Origin of the sequence: Lysinibacillus sp. NPDC056185 (genome assembly GCF_047737915.1) — a bacterium.
Classification (GTDB): Bacteria; Bacillota; Bacilli; order Bacillales_A; family Planococcaceae; genus Lysinibacillus.
In genome coordinates this window covers 79,648-96,941 of record NZ_JBLLLQ010000021.1, presented here as the reverse complement: position 1 = coordinate 96,941, position 17,294 = coordinate 79,648, and the positions used below count along the sequence as shown (strand labels likewise).

The following is a 17,294-nucleotide window of genomic DNA, read 5'->3' as shown; positions in this document are numbered from 1 at the left end:
CAAAGGACTATACGATTAAATTGTTAGAACACGCCAAAAAGGTTGAAGCGGTTTACGATGTTGGACCAGAGACAGATAACTATGATCGCTTATTAGCCTATGTCTTCATTGATGATGTAATGTTGCAGGAATCATTATTAAAAGAAGGACTTGCAGCAGTGCGCTTTATTCATAAACCAAACAATACGTTGGAGGATGAATTTAGAGAAATCCAGCAAGATGCGGAGAAAGAAAAATTAAATATTTGGTCACATCAAAATTACTTCCAAAAAGATGGTTTCCATCCGGAAGTATTAAAATAGAAGATATTAATCAAGGGACTGTCCCAAAGGGTAAGGAAAATGCCTTTTGAGACAGTCCTTTCTTTAAAAAATATAGTTGTAAATAAAGTGAAGCTAGTAGAGTTTGGCAAAAGGATTCACTTTATTTTTTGGGCGAATAGTAGAATCAAGTTGAACACTTTAGAAAAATAAAAACATCGTACGCGAAATCGTGTATTATTGAGGTTCCTACACCAATCAATAAGAAAGGATTTCGAATACAATGCTAGAACAGGATATCATAAAAACACAGAATAAGAAACCAGCCTTACACAGTTTCAACGTGGCGAACTTCAAGGCTACTTGAACGCTGGAATTACAAATAAGAGCGAGCTTGCGCGAAAACTCAAGTATAGAAAATTAACGGAAAACATATCTACACGACGCAATATCTTGCGGAAACAGGTCAAGCTGTAACAGATCGAAACGTGGCTCTCGCAAACCGTTGAAGTTTGAACGTGTGAAGGCATTCTTGGTGTTCGTTGATGGACTGTTATTGGATCGCACAAAGACCATGTCTCCAGATGCGATTGTTGGTCTCGCAAAGCTCAGAGGGTTGTTTCCCCGGAGGAAATGGTCTCAACAAAGACGCTCTATCACTATATCGAGCTTGGTCTTCTAAAAACTCGAAACAGTGACCTTCTCTTAAAGGTACGTCGAAATACCAAGAGAACTAAGAAAACGCATCGCCCGAATAAGACGGTTCTTGGTAAAAGTATTGAAGAACGTCCGGATAGTGTTGAATCTCGTGAAGAATTCGGTCATTTTGAAATTGACTCCGTCGTAGGGCGCAAGGATAAAGAGGATGATGTGCTATTAACCTTGATTGAGCGTAAAACTCGTCGTGAATTCATCGTTAAGATGGACAGGAAGGATGCCGATTCAGTTAACTATGCACTCTCTACAGTCCTCAAAGAATTTGGAGAATACGCATCCACTGTCTTCAAATCAATCACGGCAGATAATGGTTCTGAATTCGCTGGATTGTCAGAAATGTTTGGTGATAGGATAGATATCTATTTCACTCATCCATATTTTTCATGGGAGCGTGGAACGAATGAGAACCACAACGGAATCATCCGTCGTTTCATCCCTAAAGGACATGCGATTGAGAATTATAGCCGGACGCAGATTCGTATGGTTGAGGAAGCTATGAACAACCTACCAAGAAAAATTTTTGACTACAAGACACCAAATGAACTGTTTGAAGAGGAACTCTAGAAACTCGTCGCTTAAGGCCGCGGGGACACCCCGCACCCCGAGCCTCCCTCTAAACAGAAAAGCCTTCTGCTCATCAGTCAGCTACAGATCCTAACCTGTATTGGCTAGCTCCACAAGGGAAACCGCCTTGCAGACCTAGCCAACACAGGTTGAACGGACTACGCCGACCGACGAACAGAAGACCAAGGAACCTCTGAAGTGTTTTTGAAAAAAGTGTGCAACTTGTAATTGCAATTTAGGAACAAATTTAAGATTTGATATGGAATGATCATTTCTTATCTAAAGGTTACAAGCGATATGCCGTATGGTTTATTGACCATGAAGTGGATATAAATGACTCCAAGTATTATTATGATTTACCCGTAGATGTCCATAACCGAGAAGCGGGAAATGGAATCCATACAAATAACAGTCCATTAGTAAGCATTGGAATGCAGTATGGAAAGAATATATTGAGGATCACCCGAATGCTACACCTGAACAAATTGCCGAACAATTAAAGTATATGACAGATACATGTGGTATCACAGATTTACAGGCACAACAAAAAAAGAAATATAAGGAGAATACTATGAGTTTTTATTTATTAAAGGAAAAATCGGGCACAAATGTACTCTTCAAGAATACTGGAAAAGATTATAATAGAAGGAAATGTGATAAATGTGGTGGGGGCTAGTAGGATTTTACCAAGAATGCAAATGAGGCGGTATCTCGACTAACAATCTGTTTTATTTCTTCTTTGAAGTCCTACTTAAAATTTGTTTAGGAAAAATAATGTATTTTATATTAGTATTGACAAATTAATTTATGCATACTATCATTTACATATTGATAATGATTATCATTATCATTATCAATGTCAATATGTCGAACACGCAGAATAAAAAGGGGTATTTTTTAATATCCCTTTTTATTTATAAAGTGTTGATAATGATTATCAATTGAAAGGAGGTTTTACTATCAAAAAGTTATTTTTAGTTTCAACATTAGTAGCATTATTAACAATTTTCGTTACACCAAATTTATATGCATCTGCTGCACTTGTAGATGGGAAATACACAATCAATTATCAAGTGAATAAACCAGATTCTACATCTGCTTCAATGGCAAATGATTACTTTTTGAAGCCTGGGACAATTATTGTTAAGAATGGCTCTTCGGTAATACAGCTGAAGTTGAAAAATAGTTCGTGGATGACAAAATTTGAATCGAGTACAGGTGGTAATAAAGTTATTAGCGAAAATAAGGCAGAGGATACACGTATCGTCCAATTTGCACTTCCTTCTCATACATCACCGACTGCTGTTACGATGAAGGTGGATATTGATGACTTGAATTACCATCATGAATACACAGTAGATTTTGTTTGGGATGCGGCGTCATTGAAAAATGAAGATGGTAGTGCAGTAGTAGCTACAACAGAACAAAATAAAAGTAACACTAACACTAACACTAACACTAACACTAACACTAACACTAACACTAACACGACTTTAAAAACAGATAATACTGGTGAAACAAATACTTCGTCAGTTAAAGAAAAAGAAACAAATCCTCAAACAAGTGATGCTTTTCCACTAGGTTTACTTTTATTGTTCTGTGTTAGTGGATTTATCTTATTTAATTTTAAAAAACGCATAAAGGAAGAAGAAATCATTTAAAATATTTCGGAAGCACCCTCATCTACTTCACTATGGTAGGAGTAGGGTGTTTTTTAAAAGGAGTGAATGAACATAGAGAAAATCAAAGATTCTAAAGTATATACTAGAATGTTACATATTGTAGGGTTATATATTATTTGTATCATTCTTTCAGCATGCAGCAATTCACTTAAGGAAAATGAAAATAAGGAAGAAGAAAAAAACAATATAGAAATTCAAAATGAAAATCGAATTATTCCAACAACAGTTGCAGTTAGTCAAATTTTAGATGCACTGAATTTAGATGCTATTGCGATTCCTACAACTGCATATGATTTGCCAAAACGATATGATGGTTTACCCGAAATCGGTAATCCAATGTCTCCAGATATGGAAATTGTAAAATCCTTGAACCCAACAGAGGTTTTCTCAGTGACAACATTGGAAACAGATTTAAAAAAGACATTCGAGGAAGTAGGTATCCATGCTTCATTTATAAATTTACAAAGCATTGATAATATGAAAGCTGCCATTCTAGAAATTGGTGAAAAATATGATCGGACTGCTGAGGCACCTAAGCTAGTGTCGGAGCTTGAAGGAAAGATTACAGCCATTCGAATGAAGGCTGAATTAAAAGAAGCTCCTAAAGTTTTAATTTTACTAGGTATTCCAGGTAGCTATTTAGTGGCAACAGAAAATTCATATATTGGAGACTTAGTGAAAATGGCTGGAGGTCAAAATGTGATGAACGGTCAAGAGCCTGAGTTTTTACCGTCTAATACGGAATTTTTACAACAAAGCAATCCAGATATTATTATTCGTCTGTCACATGGGATGCCTGAACAAGTCGTGGAGATGTTTAATGAGGAATTTGTTACAAATGATATTTGGAAGCATTTTGACGCAGTGAAAAATGGACGTGTGTATGATTTAAAGGAGCCGCTATTTGGAACGACAGCTACGCTTGCAGTACCTCAAGCGCTAGAAGAACTTATTAACATTATGTATCCATAATGAGAAATGTAGAGGACTTAGATGAATAAAAAAATAAGTAGTTTTTTAGTTGTAAGTATATTACTTTTAGTAGTCATTATATATTCTGCAATTACTGGCTCTATTAAAATGGATACGATGGAATTTATTAGAGCTTTTTTTGGTGAAGAAAATCCAAATTATGCAGTTATAAAAGATTTACGTTTCCCTCGGATTATAGTCGCTATATTTGCAGGGGCAGCTTTATCAGTTGCCGGCGTATTATTGCAGGCAGTTATGCGTAATCCATTAGCTGATGCAGGTGTAATTGGCATTTCAGCAGGGGCATCATTTGTACAATTATTTGTCATTACATTATTTCCAATGATGTTTTTCTTTACGCCTTTATTGGCTTTTTTTGGAGGAGCATTTGCTTGTTTTTTAGTATTTATGTTGTCATGGAAGTCAGGTTTAAATCCTTTGAAAATTATTTTAGTAGGTATTGCGATTAATGCGATGTTTACTGGTCTAACAGAAGTATTTGTTACGATATGTAGCTATATGAATGTTATGGTTGGTGGTGTAGGGGGTTCTAATTTGTCAATGCGTACTTGGAGTGATGTTAGTTTAATATCATTTTACGGTATGATTGGTCTATTAGCGTCCCTACTACTAGCTTCTTGGTGCAATTTATTGACTTTGCAAGACAAAACGGCAAAGAGTTTAGGCTTTAATGTAACACGTGCCCGACTGATTATTGCAGCAATAGCAGTATTACTTGCGGCTATTTCAACTGCTACAGCAGGAGTTATTGCATTTGTCGGTTTATTAATTCCTCATATTTCAAGAAGGTTAGTTGGGTCAGACCATAAATTGTTGATTCCATTCTCAGCATTAGCTGGCGCCTTGCTGATTTTGACTGCAGATACGCTAGGCAGAATATTAGTTTCACCATTAGAAATTCCAGCATCAACAATAATGGCAATAATTGGTGGACCGTTCTTAATCTTCTTAATTCGAAAAGATAAGTAAAGAAAGGTGAGTGCATTGAAAGTTTCTCAAATTAAACTATCTTATGATCAGAAGCAAAATCATTTAGATGGGGTTACGACAACTATTGAAAAGGGGAAAATCACGACGATTATTGGCCCGAATGGTTGTGGTAAATCCACATTATTAAGTGTCATTTCACGTATTAATACGCCACAACAAGGGTCAATAACGTTAGAACAGAAAGATATAATGGCATACAAGGCAAAGGAATTTGCGAAAAAACTAGCAATTGTTTACCAGCAAAATTCAGTGCCGCAAGATATTACGATTGAAAAACTAGTTGCTTATGGACGGGTACCCCATCAACAATTGATGAAAAAAAATGTTGAAGAAGATGAGGCGGAAGTAAATTGGGCACTTACAGCTACAAATTTAATACAGAAACGTACATGTAAATTGGATGCATTATCGGGTGGTGAACGTCAGCGTGTTTGGATTGCAATGGCACTTGCTCAAAAATCGTCCATTCTTTGTTTAGATGAGCCAACAACATATTTAGATATTTTTTATCAAATTGAATTATTGGAGTTAGTAAAGAAATTAAACGAAGAAAATTCCTTAACAATTGTGATGGTGTTGCACGATATTAATCAAGCAATTAAATATAGTGATCATATAATTTTGATGAAAGACGGTAAAATATTATGCGAAGGCTCACCTACAGAAACAGTAACAGCGGAACGTATGAAAGAAGTGTATGGTGTAGAAGTCATCATTCAAACGCATGAAAGTGTTGGTACGTATATGATTCCATTTAGCATTTAGAGAAATTATTTGAGATATATTAAAAACTTCTTAGATTTAATTAAGTTAAATTTTTAATAGTCTATATATTTACAGTAAGTTACATTTTGATGACCTTACTTTTTTAGGAATATTTACACAAAAAAACGTCTCGTAACATATGTTAACTTTCTTGACAATAATAGTGTGTGAGTTATAATGAGTGAGAATGAGAATCATAATCAATTATGGGAATTACATACTTTAAAAACATCCATGTAATAAATAGATGTTTTTCTTTTATGCTTGATTGAGAATGATAATCATTTGAGTTAAAGGATAGTACTAGTAAAATCTCTTATACATAAAGGGGGTAGAAACGCAAAGGATAGGTCAAAATAATTAAAAAAATTCAGGAGGTCAGAGTAGTGAAGAAATTTTTACAATATGTAGCTATGATAGTGCTGATGTTAGGTGCAATATTACCGGGCTTTGGAATGGAAGTAAAGGCGCAGGAGAATACAGAAGCTAGTTGCGCAGTTAACTATTCAGCAAATATCAAAATTCTCAACGAACAACAAACAGTAAATTCAATGATGAATACCTATGTTCAAAAGGAAGCTACTGTTAAACAAAAAGATGGTCAATATACAGTAGATATTACAGTGCCACAAGCATATACAACGTGGTACCAGGATTTTAAAGTTGAATCGGGTGGTGAATTAAAAGCAGCTATTGAAAAAACAACAGACGCTAATGGCAACGATATTTACACATTCGTAGTCGATCAATATGAGCAAACAATAAAAGCATGGGTTAAAGTTTACATTCCGTCTTTAAATTATGACCATGACTATATTGTATATCTAAAAGTTTCCGATGTTGCGGAAGTTAACCGTGTGTGTGAAGATACACCAGAACAACCAGAACAACCAGAACAACCAGGTGAAAACACAGATGAAGTTACCACACAAAACGTTCCTTTCACATTTTTAACAAATAATAAGTCATATGATACGTATTTTAAAAGTTATATTAACTATGCTGATTTAGCCACTGTTGGTGAGGAAAAATATGCATATATTAAACTAACAGGTCACACATATGCATTTACTACACTAAAAGTAGGCAGTGAAAACGGAGAAGACGTAAAAATCGTAAGCTCAGAAGGAGAAGGAAATTCATTAGTACGTGTTATAAAAGTAAAATTAGACGCTGATTTAAAGGCTACAGTCATTATGTCAGGTGACAAATATCCAACAACGCCGTTTACATTTGATTTTACACCGGTAAAAGAAACAGGTGTATATTTACCTGAGCATTTCAACACGAAGAATCAAGTAATTGAGTTTGGACTGACTCCTGTCAGCTCTGGTGCACCTGCTCATACAATAATCTCATTACTTTTAGGACAAGCATATGCAACGAAAACAGCAGACAATAAAATTGCTGTAACAATGAATTTAGTTGCAAATGATACGACGAAGGGTTTTTCTGTAAAACAAGGAAATAAAACAGTTGCAGAATGGACATCAGGAAGCACGAAAAGTGTAATTAAATTTACAGTAAATTCATTAGAAAATTTAGCGTTCACGTTAACTACTGAGCGAAATGGGACTGCTTCAACAATGAGTACAACAGTTGAAAAAGTACTATTAACGGGTGAAATTGCTAAGCAAGAGGATACTAGTTCAGAAGGAAATACCAACGGCAGTGAATCAGGTTCTGGGGAGAACAATAATAATTCAAATACCGGTGGCAATAACAATTTTAACACTGAAAACACTGAACAATCAACTAATGGGTTGTATACAGTGAACTTTGCGTTCTTAAATGAATCAGGTACTGGTAGTTCTATTATGAACACATATGTAGATAATCAAGCGCATGTAGTGAAAAATGGTTCTTCCTATCAAATTCAATTAACACTAAAAAATAGTTCATGGATTACTGGATTTAAAGTGAATGGTACAACACCTCGTACGATTAGCGACACAAATGATGTGCGAGTAGTGCAATTTACAGTATCGAATCTAGCTGAGCTTCAAAATGCGTGGGTTAAAGTCGATATTGCGGATCTTAACTATCATCATGATTATAATATTCTATTAAAATTTGATGAAGCGTCACTTTCTAAGATTAATGGTAGCACAACATTCCCGAATACGGGTGGATCAACTGATAGTGGCTCAATGCAATCTACTAATGGCTCAATGCAATCTACTAATGGGTTATATACAGTGAACTTTACGTTTTTAAATGAATCAGGTACTGGCAGTTCTATGATGAACACATATGTAGATAATCAAGCGTATGTGGTAAAAAATGGTTCTTCCTATCAAGTTCAATTAACACTAAAAAATAGTTCATGGATTACTGGATTTACAGTGAATGGTGCAACACCTCGTACGATTAGCGACACAAATGATGTGCGAGTAGTGCAATTTACAGTATCGAATCTAGCTGCGCTTCAAAATGCGTGGGTAAAAGTCGATATTGCGGATCTTAACTATCATCATGACTATAATATTCTTTTGAAATTTGATGAAGCGTCACTTTCAAAGATAAATGATAGTACAATATTCCCGAATACTGGTGGTTTAACTAATAATAATAGTGGTTTAACTAATAATAATAGTGGTTCAACAAATGGAAGTTTAACTAATAACAGGACAAATACAGGGACTACAGGAAACTTTAGTCAAGAAGGAATAGTTAAATTTGAATTTGCAAAGAATGCAAAAGAGATAGCTGTATTCCTACAAAAAGCAAAAACAGTATTTGAAGATAACAAATACAAAGTTACTCTTTCATTAAATATTGAAAATAACTTACAGAATTTTATTGTGAAACAGAATGGTAAAGAGATTGCAAAATGGTCGAATAAAGTAGCTTCATTAGTACCTATTGCAATTGCAAAAACAGCAACGCTTTCATTTGAAACTGATACACTAGACAACCTTGTTTTTGAAGCCGCAACGACGGATAAGACAATTTCCACGAATGTAACAGCAACGACGACAAAGCCAAATGAAAAGAATACTCGTCAGTCAATTACGTATAAAATGGAGGCTGATCCAAACGGTAATATGGCTGATTTTATTACAAACTACTTAGCACCATACTTTACGAAAGCTGAATTAGTTACGATTGACGGTAAACGTTACATCGAAATGACACTAATTGGTAAGGCTTATGGCTTTGAAACGCTTGCTTATATTGATGGAAATGGTAAGCAACAAAATATTGAAGTGATTAGTTCGACAGGTGAAAAAATGGATCAAGTACGTGTTGTACGTTTACCATTAGTTCGAGATAGCAATGGCGTAACGAAAATATTTGTCGATTCAGGGAGCTTAGGGTATGGCGCGTACACATTATTCTTTACGTTTGATGTGCCAGCTTTAGAGGAAGAAACAAATAACTCTAATAATTCCAATAACTCTACTAATAATATTAACAATTCTTTTACAGATATCGATAATGTATTCAGTAAGGATGAAATTTTAGCTTTATACGCTGCTGGGATTACAACAGGTACAACAGCAACAACATTTAGTCCGAATAAAAATATAACTCGTGCACAATTTGCAGTGATGATTGCTCGAGCTTTAAATATTCAATCAACTAAAGCAACTGAGTTTAAGGATGTTAAAGGTCAGTGGTATGAAAATGAAGTACAAGCACTTGCAGAGGTAGGTATTGTAACAGGTGTAAATGCAACAACATTTAACCCAACAGCAAATATTACACGTCAGCAAGCAGCGGCAATGATATTACGCATGCTTGAATATAAAGGCTATAAAGTAACAGTTGATGAAAATGCTTTATCGTACAAAGATGCTAATAAAGTATTTGACTACGCAAAGCAAGCAGTATCGGAATTACAAGCACTAGACATTATGACGGGGTCTAATGGTTATTTAAACCCACAAAATAATTTAACACGTGCTCAAATGGCGAAGATTTTAAAACGATCACTAGAATTAGTCAATTTAATTGATTAATAATTAAAGTCAGGTACTATTACTATCCCATAAACTCTTTCTAAAAGTTGGATGAGGCGACTATGCTTTGTGCTCCTATGAAGTATTTAGCTCGAGCTATTGCCGCAGGAATCTTGCGCACGTTGCCTCATCCAATAAAAAATGCAATTCAAGTTGACATTGAATTGCATTTTTTAAACTTTTAAACAGCATAGTTTTTGTGAGTTTGGAAAAAACCTAAAAAAGTACACTTAAATTCATGTATGTACTTTTTTAGGTGATTTATGGAAAAAACATGTGAGCAATTTATTTTTTTATTTGCACCTGTGAAGGGGAAGCGTTCTAAACATAAAATTTGACCAATAAGATATCTTGCAAAAGTTGAACAACGCTTAATTTATTTTGAAACCTTAAGTCCGTCAATACTTAAGTAACGCTCAGTTAAAACTGTTGTCTTTGATGAAGGACCTACAATATCTATTGTAGGTGGGTTTTATAAGAGAATTTTAAAAGCGTTCTTAAACGCATCGAGTTAGGATATTAGGCCTGTAAACCCGATAAATAACGTCTGAGAACGTGTAGTTATGATTCTTGTATTTTTACTGACATGTATCTCAAAGATTGATTTAGACATTGGAACATCTTCAGCCTTTTAAGAAATTCATATACTGATATTACTTTACTAAAGTAGCAGCAATTTCAGAAATAACAACTCGGTTGCCTATTATTGGAGACGATTCGCTGTTTTCTTTGTTACCGATCTCTTCACGGCGGTGTAAATTTTTAAAGTCATCAGATTCGCGCCAAGCTTTGAATTGCTCGACTGTATCCCAGAACATCATAACGTTCATTTCATCGTGATCTTCTGGTTCTGAGCAAACGTTCACTTCAACTTTATTAAATCCTTCCCAGTTTAATAAAGTTTTATCAGATATAAATAATGGTGCCATTTTATGAGCAAAGCCTTTTTTTACTAAAAAACGGTTAGTAACTGTAATCATTATAATTACCCCTTTAGATGATTTTAATTGATAGTGATTATCATTATCAATTAAAACATACATTAATTGGCTGTGCAATAAAAAATTTAAAAACAACAAAAAAACGTTGGTTGACAATCATTCTTATTTAAAATAGAATCATAAACAATTACATGAGAATGATTATCAATTTCAGTTATAATAAAAAGAAAAGGTTGGTAGTTAAAATGAAGAAGTTTAAATTTCTGTTAGTAGGTGCGTTAGCATTATCATTAGCAGCATGTGGAGAGGAAAGTAAAACAGCAGATGTTAATACTTCAACAGACCAAGTAGAAATGGAACAACAACCACTTGAAACTGGGGAAACGGTAACATTAATAGATGATCTTGGAAATAAGCATGAGTTTGAAGCAATGCCGGGTTCAGTTGCAACGCTAAATCCAGGAATGATGAATATTTTGCTTGAGTTAGGTGCAAACGTTACTGGTCGACCAACGATTACTTCCGATATGAAGGCAGAAGTAGAAGCGATTCAAGAGATAGGTAGCCCACATGAACCATCATTTGAGCAAATTGCTGCATTGAAAGCGGAAATACTTATTGTGCCACCAAGCTTCCAGCGTTTCGCTACAACGGTAGAAGCAACAGGTACGAAAATTGTCTACTCAAACATGAATTCAGTAGATGATATTAAAAAAACGATTAAAAAGTATGGAGTGTTATTTAATAACACAGCAACAGCAGAAAAATTAGTTGCACAAATTGATGAGAAAATTACAGAAGGTGCTACAAAATCAACGTTAGATGCTCTAATCGTTTACGGAGCACCAGGTACATATTTAGCCGCGCTTGATAATTCGTTATACGGAGATATTTTAAATAAAGCAGGTGGTAAAAATATCGCAGCTGATTTACCAGCGACAGATAAATATCCAACTTACGCAAATTTAAGTGTAGAGAAAATTGTTGAGCGTAACCCAAAAGTCATCATGTTAATTACACACGCGAATCCAGCGATAGTAAAAGAAGGTTTTGAAAAACAATTGAAAGAAAATGCAACATGGAAAAATCTTGATGCAGTAAAAAATAATCAAATCATCATTTTACCAGCAGAATTGTTTGACAATCCTGGCACGCAAGTCGTAGAAGCCATTGACTATATGCGTGGCGTTTTAAAGACAGCAGACGAAGCAGTGAAATAATTTTTTATAGTGGGGAAATAACGATGATAGCAGAAGAGGAAAAATATGCACACCCTCTTGCTAAGAAACGAAGAATGGCGCTAATTGTATTACCGCTACTCTTAGTCATAGTGAGTGTCGGTAGCCTTATGATAGGGCAGGTTTCGTTTTCAGTAAGTGAAGTGTTTAGTGGGATTTTTAGTTCAGAAGATACAATGGCACGACGAATCGTATGGGAAATCCGTATGCCCCGTATATTAACGGGTATCATTGTTGGTGTTTGTTTGGCTATTGCAGGTTCGATTTTACAAGGTGTCATGCAAAATCCATTAGCTGATCCAGGGGTTATTGGGATTACTTCTGGTGCTGGAATTATGGCTGTAGCAGTTATGGTTGTGTTTCCTGGCTATATTATCTATTTACCTATTGCAGCTTTTTTAGGTGCTTTTGTAGCTGCAATGATTGTATATTCATTATCGGTGAAAAAAGGCGGTACATCTCCAATGCGAATTATTTTAGTAGGGGTAGCCATTAATGCACTTTGCGGTGCAGGAACAAATGCACTAATGATTCTTTATAGCGATCGTGTACAATCCGTACTGCCATGGTTGTCTGGAGGTTTAACAGGTATTGGGTGGGTGCAATTTAATATGATTATTTACTATGTCATTGTAGCAATTATATTATCAATTTTTGCAATCAAGCATATTCGTATAATGCGTCTAGGAGATGAAATGGCAAGCCTTTTAGGACACAATGTTGAACGAAGTCGATTCTTTTTAATTGTATTGAGTACGTTATTAGCAGGGATTGCAGTAAGTGTTGCTGGTTTAATTGGTTTCGTTGGTTTAGTTGTACCGCATATTTTACGACTGATTATCGGTGGAGATCATAAGTATCTAATACCTAGTTCAGCTTTGGCTGGTGGCTTCCTTGTTGTTTTCGCTGATACAATTGCGAGAACCATATTTGATCCTATTGAGGTTCCTGTTGGCATTTTACTAGCATTTATCGGAGGACCGTATTTCCTCTATTTAATTCATAGAAAGGGGAATTCCATTGCTACGAACTGAGCACATTAATTATCAACATGAGTTCACCAATTTTCGGTTAGATAATATTACCTTGAAAATCCATGAAGGAGAAGTTGTTAGTTTAATAGGACCGAATGGCTCGGGGAAATCAACCTTATTACGTGTGATTTCACGTCTTTTAAAACCGAATAGCGGTACAGTATATTTAGATGAGCGAAACATTCATGAAATGAAGTCTAAAGAAGTGGCTAAAACACTAACGATGCTTCCACAAATGAATAGTCATCAATTAGATTTAACTGTGCGTGAGTTAGTAGAGTTTGGGCGTCATCCGCATAGCGGAGGGAAAACGGTCCTGTCAAAAGAGGATATAGAAATTGTCGATTGGGCAATTGAAGTAACTGGATTGAAACACATACAAAACCGGGTATTGCCTTCTATGTCTGGAGGAGAACGCCAACGTGCTTGGATTGCAATGACTGTAGCACAGCATCCCAAAGTGTTGCTACTAGATGAACCAACAACATATCTAGATATTGCACACCAATTAGAAGTGATGGAGCTCATAAAAGAGTTAAATCGTAAATACAAGATGACCGTTATAATGGTGTTACATGATATTAACCAAGCTGCACAAAATAGCGAACGTCTGATTGTACTAAAGAAAGGGAAAATACATTATGATGATTCACCACATTGTGTATTATGTAAAGAAATGTTCCAATCAATTTTTGAAATTGATGCTGAAATTTATATGCAAGGCGGAAATCCAATCTTTACCCCGGTAAAATTGTACTCAAATCCTCCTTGTAAATAATGTGTTTCCTATGATCAAAGGATATTTCTGTATAGAAATAGTATCCTAAAATCTATTGAGCAACTGCAACAAACATCACCTGAATTAAAGTAAAAGCTATTTTAGCCAGGTCTATATACACGAATATAAATGCTGCACTAAACAATATTTTTAGTTTATTAAGAAGGAATAGGAAAAAAGCTTAAAAATCAACTTAGTACAATAAAGTAAAGGAGCTTATAAATGATAGGTATAATTTATTACGCTTATGGCGCCCCGAAATCTTTAGACGATGTTACACCTTATTTTTCACATATTATGAACGGTAAAACGCCACCACCCCAAATGATTGAAAAAATTACAACACAATTTAAAAAATTAGGTGGTGCTGATCCATTAGCAGCAAATACCAGCCGTATTGCTAAAGGGTTGGAACATGCTTTACAGCAGCGCTTAACACAGACTGTAAAAGTATATAACGCATACAAACATACTGAACCTTACATTCCAGAGGTTGTTGAAACAATGATTGAAGACGGAATCACAACATTCATTACGCTACCTGTGAATCCGATTATGTCTTTGACAGGTGCTGGCGCGTTTTATGATGAAGTAAGTACGTTACTAGCCTCTCATGATGTTACTGTCATTCATGCGAAAAGTTGGCATTTAAACTCTGAATTACTGGCTGTTTATAAAGATCGCATTCAACGTGCTTACGAATGGATTCCTGCTGAAAAACGATCTCAGACTCATGTTTTATATACTGTGCATAGTCAGCCTATTAATCCTGAACGTAACGAAATATACGTACGCCAGTTTTCCGAATTATCAGAAGCCATTTCAAAAGCCACTCAAATAGACAACTGGCATATTACATATCGAAGTGGTCATGGTAAAGTTGACTGGCTTAGCCCAGATGTAAAAGATATGATTTATACATTATATGAAGAGGGTGCTCAGGGTTTCGTCACATGCGAACTTCTTTCGCTTTCTGCAGATATTGAGACCTATTTTGAAATCGGAATTGACTGTCAAAAAATTTGTGAAGAACTTCAAGTTGACTTTGCCCAAGCAGAATTTCCAGCTGATAGCTACGATACCATTCAAGCTTTAGCTGCCATTGTCGAATCATTTATTCCAGCAGAAATGCGCTAAAAAGCCAATCATGTCTGGCAGCTGCTAAATAAAGTTCGATAATTTATAAAAAAGACTGACCATTTAATATTGATTGATAATTTGTAAAAAGTAGATTGAGCTGAGCGATCCGGTATCAAAAAGCCCAACATACCACCGTGTCATTCGCTCAATAAATGTTGCTACACAACCTTTTGCTTTCCCACGTCTAGATACAACTGTATCTAATTCCCAATGTCCAAAGGTTTCACGTTTACGTACTTCTTTTGGGCGTTTAGAAATGGGTGTACCAATGTTAAATCTTCCTCTTGTTTCACGGGGCTTTTGGCGCTTTCCTTTTTTGACGGAGAACGGTTGATAGAGTGACTGTATATGGGGGACAATCGTTGCTTGGTATATGAAAAGTACCCCCTTTGATTGATAGGTTCATCATACTAGGAGGTGCTGCGTGATTAAATATGTTAATCAGGATTAAGGTGCTGGATGGATTTGAACCAACGATAAAAGAGTTGCAGTCTTTCGATTAATAATACCTTTATTTTCCTTTACCGAAAGAGACTCACAGGATTTTCACAGAAGATATGGCTATACTTCTCCATAGAGCATTCAAACTGATATTGAAACTGGTACAAAGACCATTATTGAAAGTGATGTCGTTCAGAAAAATGCAGCTAATAATGGAAAAATATATTACTTAGATCTAGATGCTTAGTATCAAGCAGATAGTGGTATCCAATCTTAGAAAATGAAAATCGCAAAATAAATTAGAAGCGTTTAATTAATTCAACTTCACTTAAGTAGAAAATCCATGGGGTATTAACTCGTGGATTTTTTTCCAAAAACATTGATTTTATGAAGGTTTATTAAATGCTTGCAGTATAGTTTCATTTATTTGAAAGTTTTGTATAGTTAAAAGTCAAATAAGTTATTTATATTTTGAACTTTTTACTGCTGTTCATTATAACTCGAAAGAGAACTAATGTTCTTGTTGTTTTAGGAGGATTGATTATGGGTGGTATAAAGTGGTTGTATATTTCTGAAGAAAATAAAATTTTTAAGGTTCCCAATCCTAAAAATGGGAGATTCAAAGAAATAAAGGAGCTTTCAGAGCAGGATGTTTTAAAGGTTATGCTGTACTACAGAACGAAAAATAGAAAACCAGATAAACTAGTAATGGTTGAATTTGACCGAATTACTCTTGACTCACAAGGGGGGTATGAGGTGACTGATGAAAGGAATAGAAGGATGCTACAAAATGCCTTTCAGTTTATATATAATACTCCTCAACAATTGGCAAATAGCAAATCACCATTCGAGTTGCCTCTAGCACCTAGCGTTCCATCCAATATTGAAAAAAAAGCTTTATATGAATTTTTAAATCAAAATTTCCCTAACTTAGGAAACGATGCTCCGGCAATTGTAGAAAATGCAATAAGCTCACTAAAAAAAATACATCAAAAAAAAATTGACTTAATTAAAGAGGCCAATAAATTAAGAAAAAGTAATTTAAAATTGTACTTTGAATCAAAAAAGGTTTAATGAAATTACGGATGATTTAGAAGTGGTTATTTGGCTTACAAAATATTTTAGAAGAGAAATTCGGGAAACCTTTAAAGAAAAATATAAAAGAACTATCCAGGCAGTTGGGACATGTCAGTAATAGAGATCACATGGAGAACTGGGATGTTAGAGTCATTTCTTAATTTTTGAAAGTGGTAAATTAAACGATCAATATATGTTTGAAGCAAGATATTTAAAGTGATTTATATTAAAATATAATTATATTAAATCGAACCCACTCATTTTGATTAGGCTATTTTCAAAACGACGGGTTTTTTAATTTTAAAAGTAAATTTCTACATTTTAAACTTAATGTGTTTGCAGTAAACAAACTTTGAAAAGGTGTACGCCATTCTAAACAATGGTCAAATATTACTGTAGAAGTTATTTGTTTAAAGGTTTCATTCTGAATTTAATGTAAAAATTCACCAATAAATCTAGTTTTGCTTCACGCAATTCTTTTAATTGTAAAGCCAATCTTCTCTCATAATCGTCTTGTCCATCTCCTAGTGTTTATAACAATCAACTACTGCTACTAGATTAACTTGAAGTCTAAACCTTGGAGCAATACCAATTTTAAATCAGTTTCTTTTGACATATACTATTGGCGGTATTCCGGTTACTTTATTAAACAATCTAGTAAAGTAAAATTCACTATTATAATTGAAGTAACCTGATCTTTAATGGATAG

At 34.8% G+C, this 17,294-nt stretch carries 13 protein-coding genes and 1 pseudogene; 12 read left to right on the top strand and 2 right to left on the bottom strand.

Annotated features, from left to right (window positions below; genetic code table 11):
- From ACMZ42_RS18765 to ACMZ42_RS18735, 7 genes are all read left to right on the top strand, one after another.
- On the top strand, window positions 1–302 hold a 302-nt coding region (locus tag ACMZ42_RS18765), incomplete at its 5' end, for a thermonuclease family protein (protein ID WP_415732361.1).
- A gap of 513 nt (window positions 303–815) precedes the next feature.
- Window positions 816–1,541, top strand: a complete 726-nt coding sequence (locus ACMZ42_RS18760; RefSeq protein ID WP_415732364.1) for an IS30 family transposase — start codon at window positions 816–818, stop codon at window positions 1,539–1,541.
- A gap of 941 nt (window positions 1,542–2,482) precedes the next feature.
- A complete protein-coding gene (locus ACMZ42_RS18755; protein WP_415732360.1) occupies window positions 2,483–3,202 on the top strand; it encodes an NEAT domain-containing protein in 720 nt (239 codons plus the stop codon).
- Window positions 3,203–3,310: 108 nt separating this feature from the next.
- Window positions 3,311–4,195, top strand: a complete 885-nt coding sequence (isdE, locus tag ACMZ42_RS18750) for a heme ABC transporter substrate-binding protein IsdE (protein WP_415732363.1) — start codon at window positions 3,311–3,313, stop codon at window positions 4,193–4,195.
- A 21-nt stretch (window positions 4,196–4,216) separates the two neighbouring features.
- Window positions 4,217–5,185: a FecCD family ABC transporter permease gene (locus ACMZ42_RS18745; RefSeq protein ID WP_415732359.1), complete on the top strand. Its 969-nt coding sequence runs from the start codon at window positions 4,217–4,219 to the stop codon at window positions 5,183–5,185.
- 15 nt (window positions 5,186–5,200) lie between these two features.
- Window positions 5,201–5,971 (top strand): ABC transporter ATP-binding protein, encoded by a 771-nt coding sequence (locus ACMZ42_RS18740; RefSeq protein ID WP_415732358.1) that lies wholly within the window; start codon window positions 5,201–5,203, stop codon window positions 5,969–5,971.
- Window positions 5,972–6,357: 386 nt separating this feature from the next.
- Window positions 6,358–9,936, top strand: coding sequence for an NEAT domain-containing protein (locus tag ACMZ42_RS18735; protein WP_415732357.1), 3,579 nt, complete (start codon window positions 6,358–6,360; stop codon window positions 9,934–9,936).
- Between the two features lie 653 nt (window positions 9,937–10,589).
- Here the strand turns inward: ACMZ42_RS18735 and ACMZ42_RS18730 are convergent.
- Entirely contained in the window at window positions 10,590–10,916 is a 327-nt protein-coding gene (locus ACMZ42_RS18730; protein ID WP_415732356.1) for an antibiotic biosynthesis monooxygenase, read from the bottom strand.
- Window positions 10,917–11,122: 206 nt separating this feature from the next.
- On the opposite strand from ACMZ42_RS18730, the gene ACMZ42_RS18725 reads away from it, so the two are divergent.
- The 4 genes from ACMZ42_RS18725 to hemH all read left to right on the top strand — a co-directional run bounded on the left by ACMZ42_RS18725 (window position 11,123) and on the right by hemH (window position 15,064).
- Window positions 11,123–12,097: an ABC transporter substrate-binding protein gene (locus ACMZ42_RS18725; protein WP_415732355.1), complete on the top strand. Its 975-nt coding sequence runs from the start codon at window positions 11,123–11,125 to the stop codon at window positions 12,095–12,097.
- A gap of 23 nt (window positions 12,098–12,120) precedes the next feature.
- Window positions 12,121–13,149 carry a FecCD family ABC transporter permease gene (locus ACMZ42_RS18720; protein ID WP_415732354.1) on the top strand — a complete coding sequence of 343 codons (1,029 nt, stop codon included), beginning with the start codon at window positions 12,121–12,123 and terminating at the stop codon, window positions 13,147–13,149.
- A complete protein-coding gene (locus ACMZ42_RS18715) occupies window positions 13,136–13,927 on the top strand; it encodes an ABC transporter ATP-binding protein (protein ID WP_415732353.1) in 792 nt (263 codons plus the stop codon). Before ACMZ42_RS18720 ends, ACMZ42_RS18715 begins: the two co-directional genes overlap by 14 nt.
- Before the next feature lie 222 nt (window positions 13,928–14,149).
- Window positions 14,150–15,064, top strand: a complete 915-nt coding sequence (hemH, locus tag ACMZ42_RS18710) for a ferrochelatase (RefSeq protein WP_415732352.1) — start codon at window positions 14,150–14,152, stop codon at window positions 15,062–15,064.
- 92 nt (window positions 15,065–15,156) lie between these two features.
- Here hemH and ACMZ42_RS18705 read toward each other — a convergent pair.
- A pseudogene (locus tag ACMZ42_RS18705) lies at window positions 15,157–15,385 on the bottom strand (IS30 family transposase); the annotation flags it as partial.
- A 666-nt stretch (window positions 15,386–16,051) separates the two neighbouring features.
- Between ACMZ42_RS18705 and ACMZ42_RS18700 the strand changes: the two are divergent.
- The gene (locus ACMZ42_RS18700) at window positions 16,052–16,582 is read left to right on the top strand and encodes a hypothetical protein (protein ID WP_415732351.1); all 531 of its coding nucleotides are present in this window, start codon (window positions 16,052–16,054) and stop codon (window positions 16,580–16,582) included.
- The last annotated feature ends 712 nt before the right edge of the window (window positions 16,583–17,294 follow it).

Bases quoted from the DNA above. Each gene is read 5' to 3' on its own strand.
- isdE (WP_415732363.1), top strand. From the start codon at position 3,311: ATGTTACATATTGTAGGGTTATATATTATTTGTATCATTCTTTCAGCA.
- ACMZ42_RS18745 (WP_415732359.1), top strand. From the start codon at position 4,217: ATGAATAAAAAAATAAGTAGTTTTTTAGTTGTAAGTATATTACTTTTA.
- ACMZ42_RS18730 (WP_415732356.1), bottom strand. From the start codon at position 10,916: ATGATTACAGTTACTAACCGTTTTTTAGTAAAAAAAGGCTTTGCTCAT.
- ACMZ42_RS18725 (WP_415732355.1), top strand. From the start codon at position 11,123: ATGAAGAAGTTTAAATTTCTGTTAGTAGGTGCGTTAGCATTATCATTA.
- ACMZ42_RS18720 (WP_415732354.1), top strand. From the start codon at position 12,121: ATGATAGCAGAAGAGGAAAAATATGCACACCCTCTTGCTAAGAAACGA.
- hemH (WP_415732352.1), top strand. From the start codon at position 14,150: ATGATAGGTATAATTTATTACGCTTATGGCGCCCCGAAATCTTTAGAC.
- ACMZ42_RS18700 (WP_415732351.1), top strand. From the start codon at position 16,052: ATGGGTGGTATAAAGTGGTTGTATATTTCTGAAGAAAATAAAATTTTT.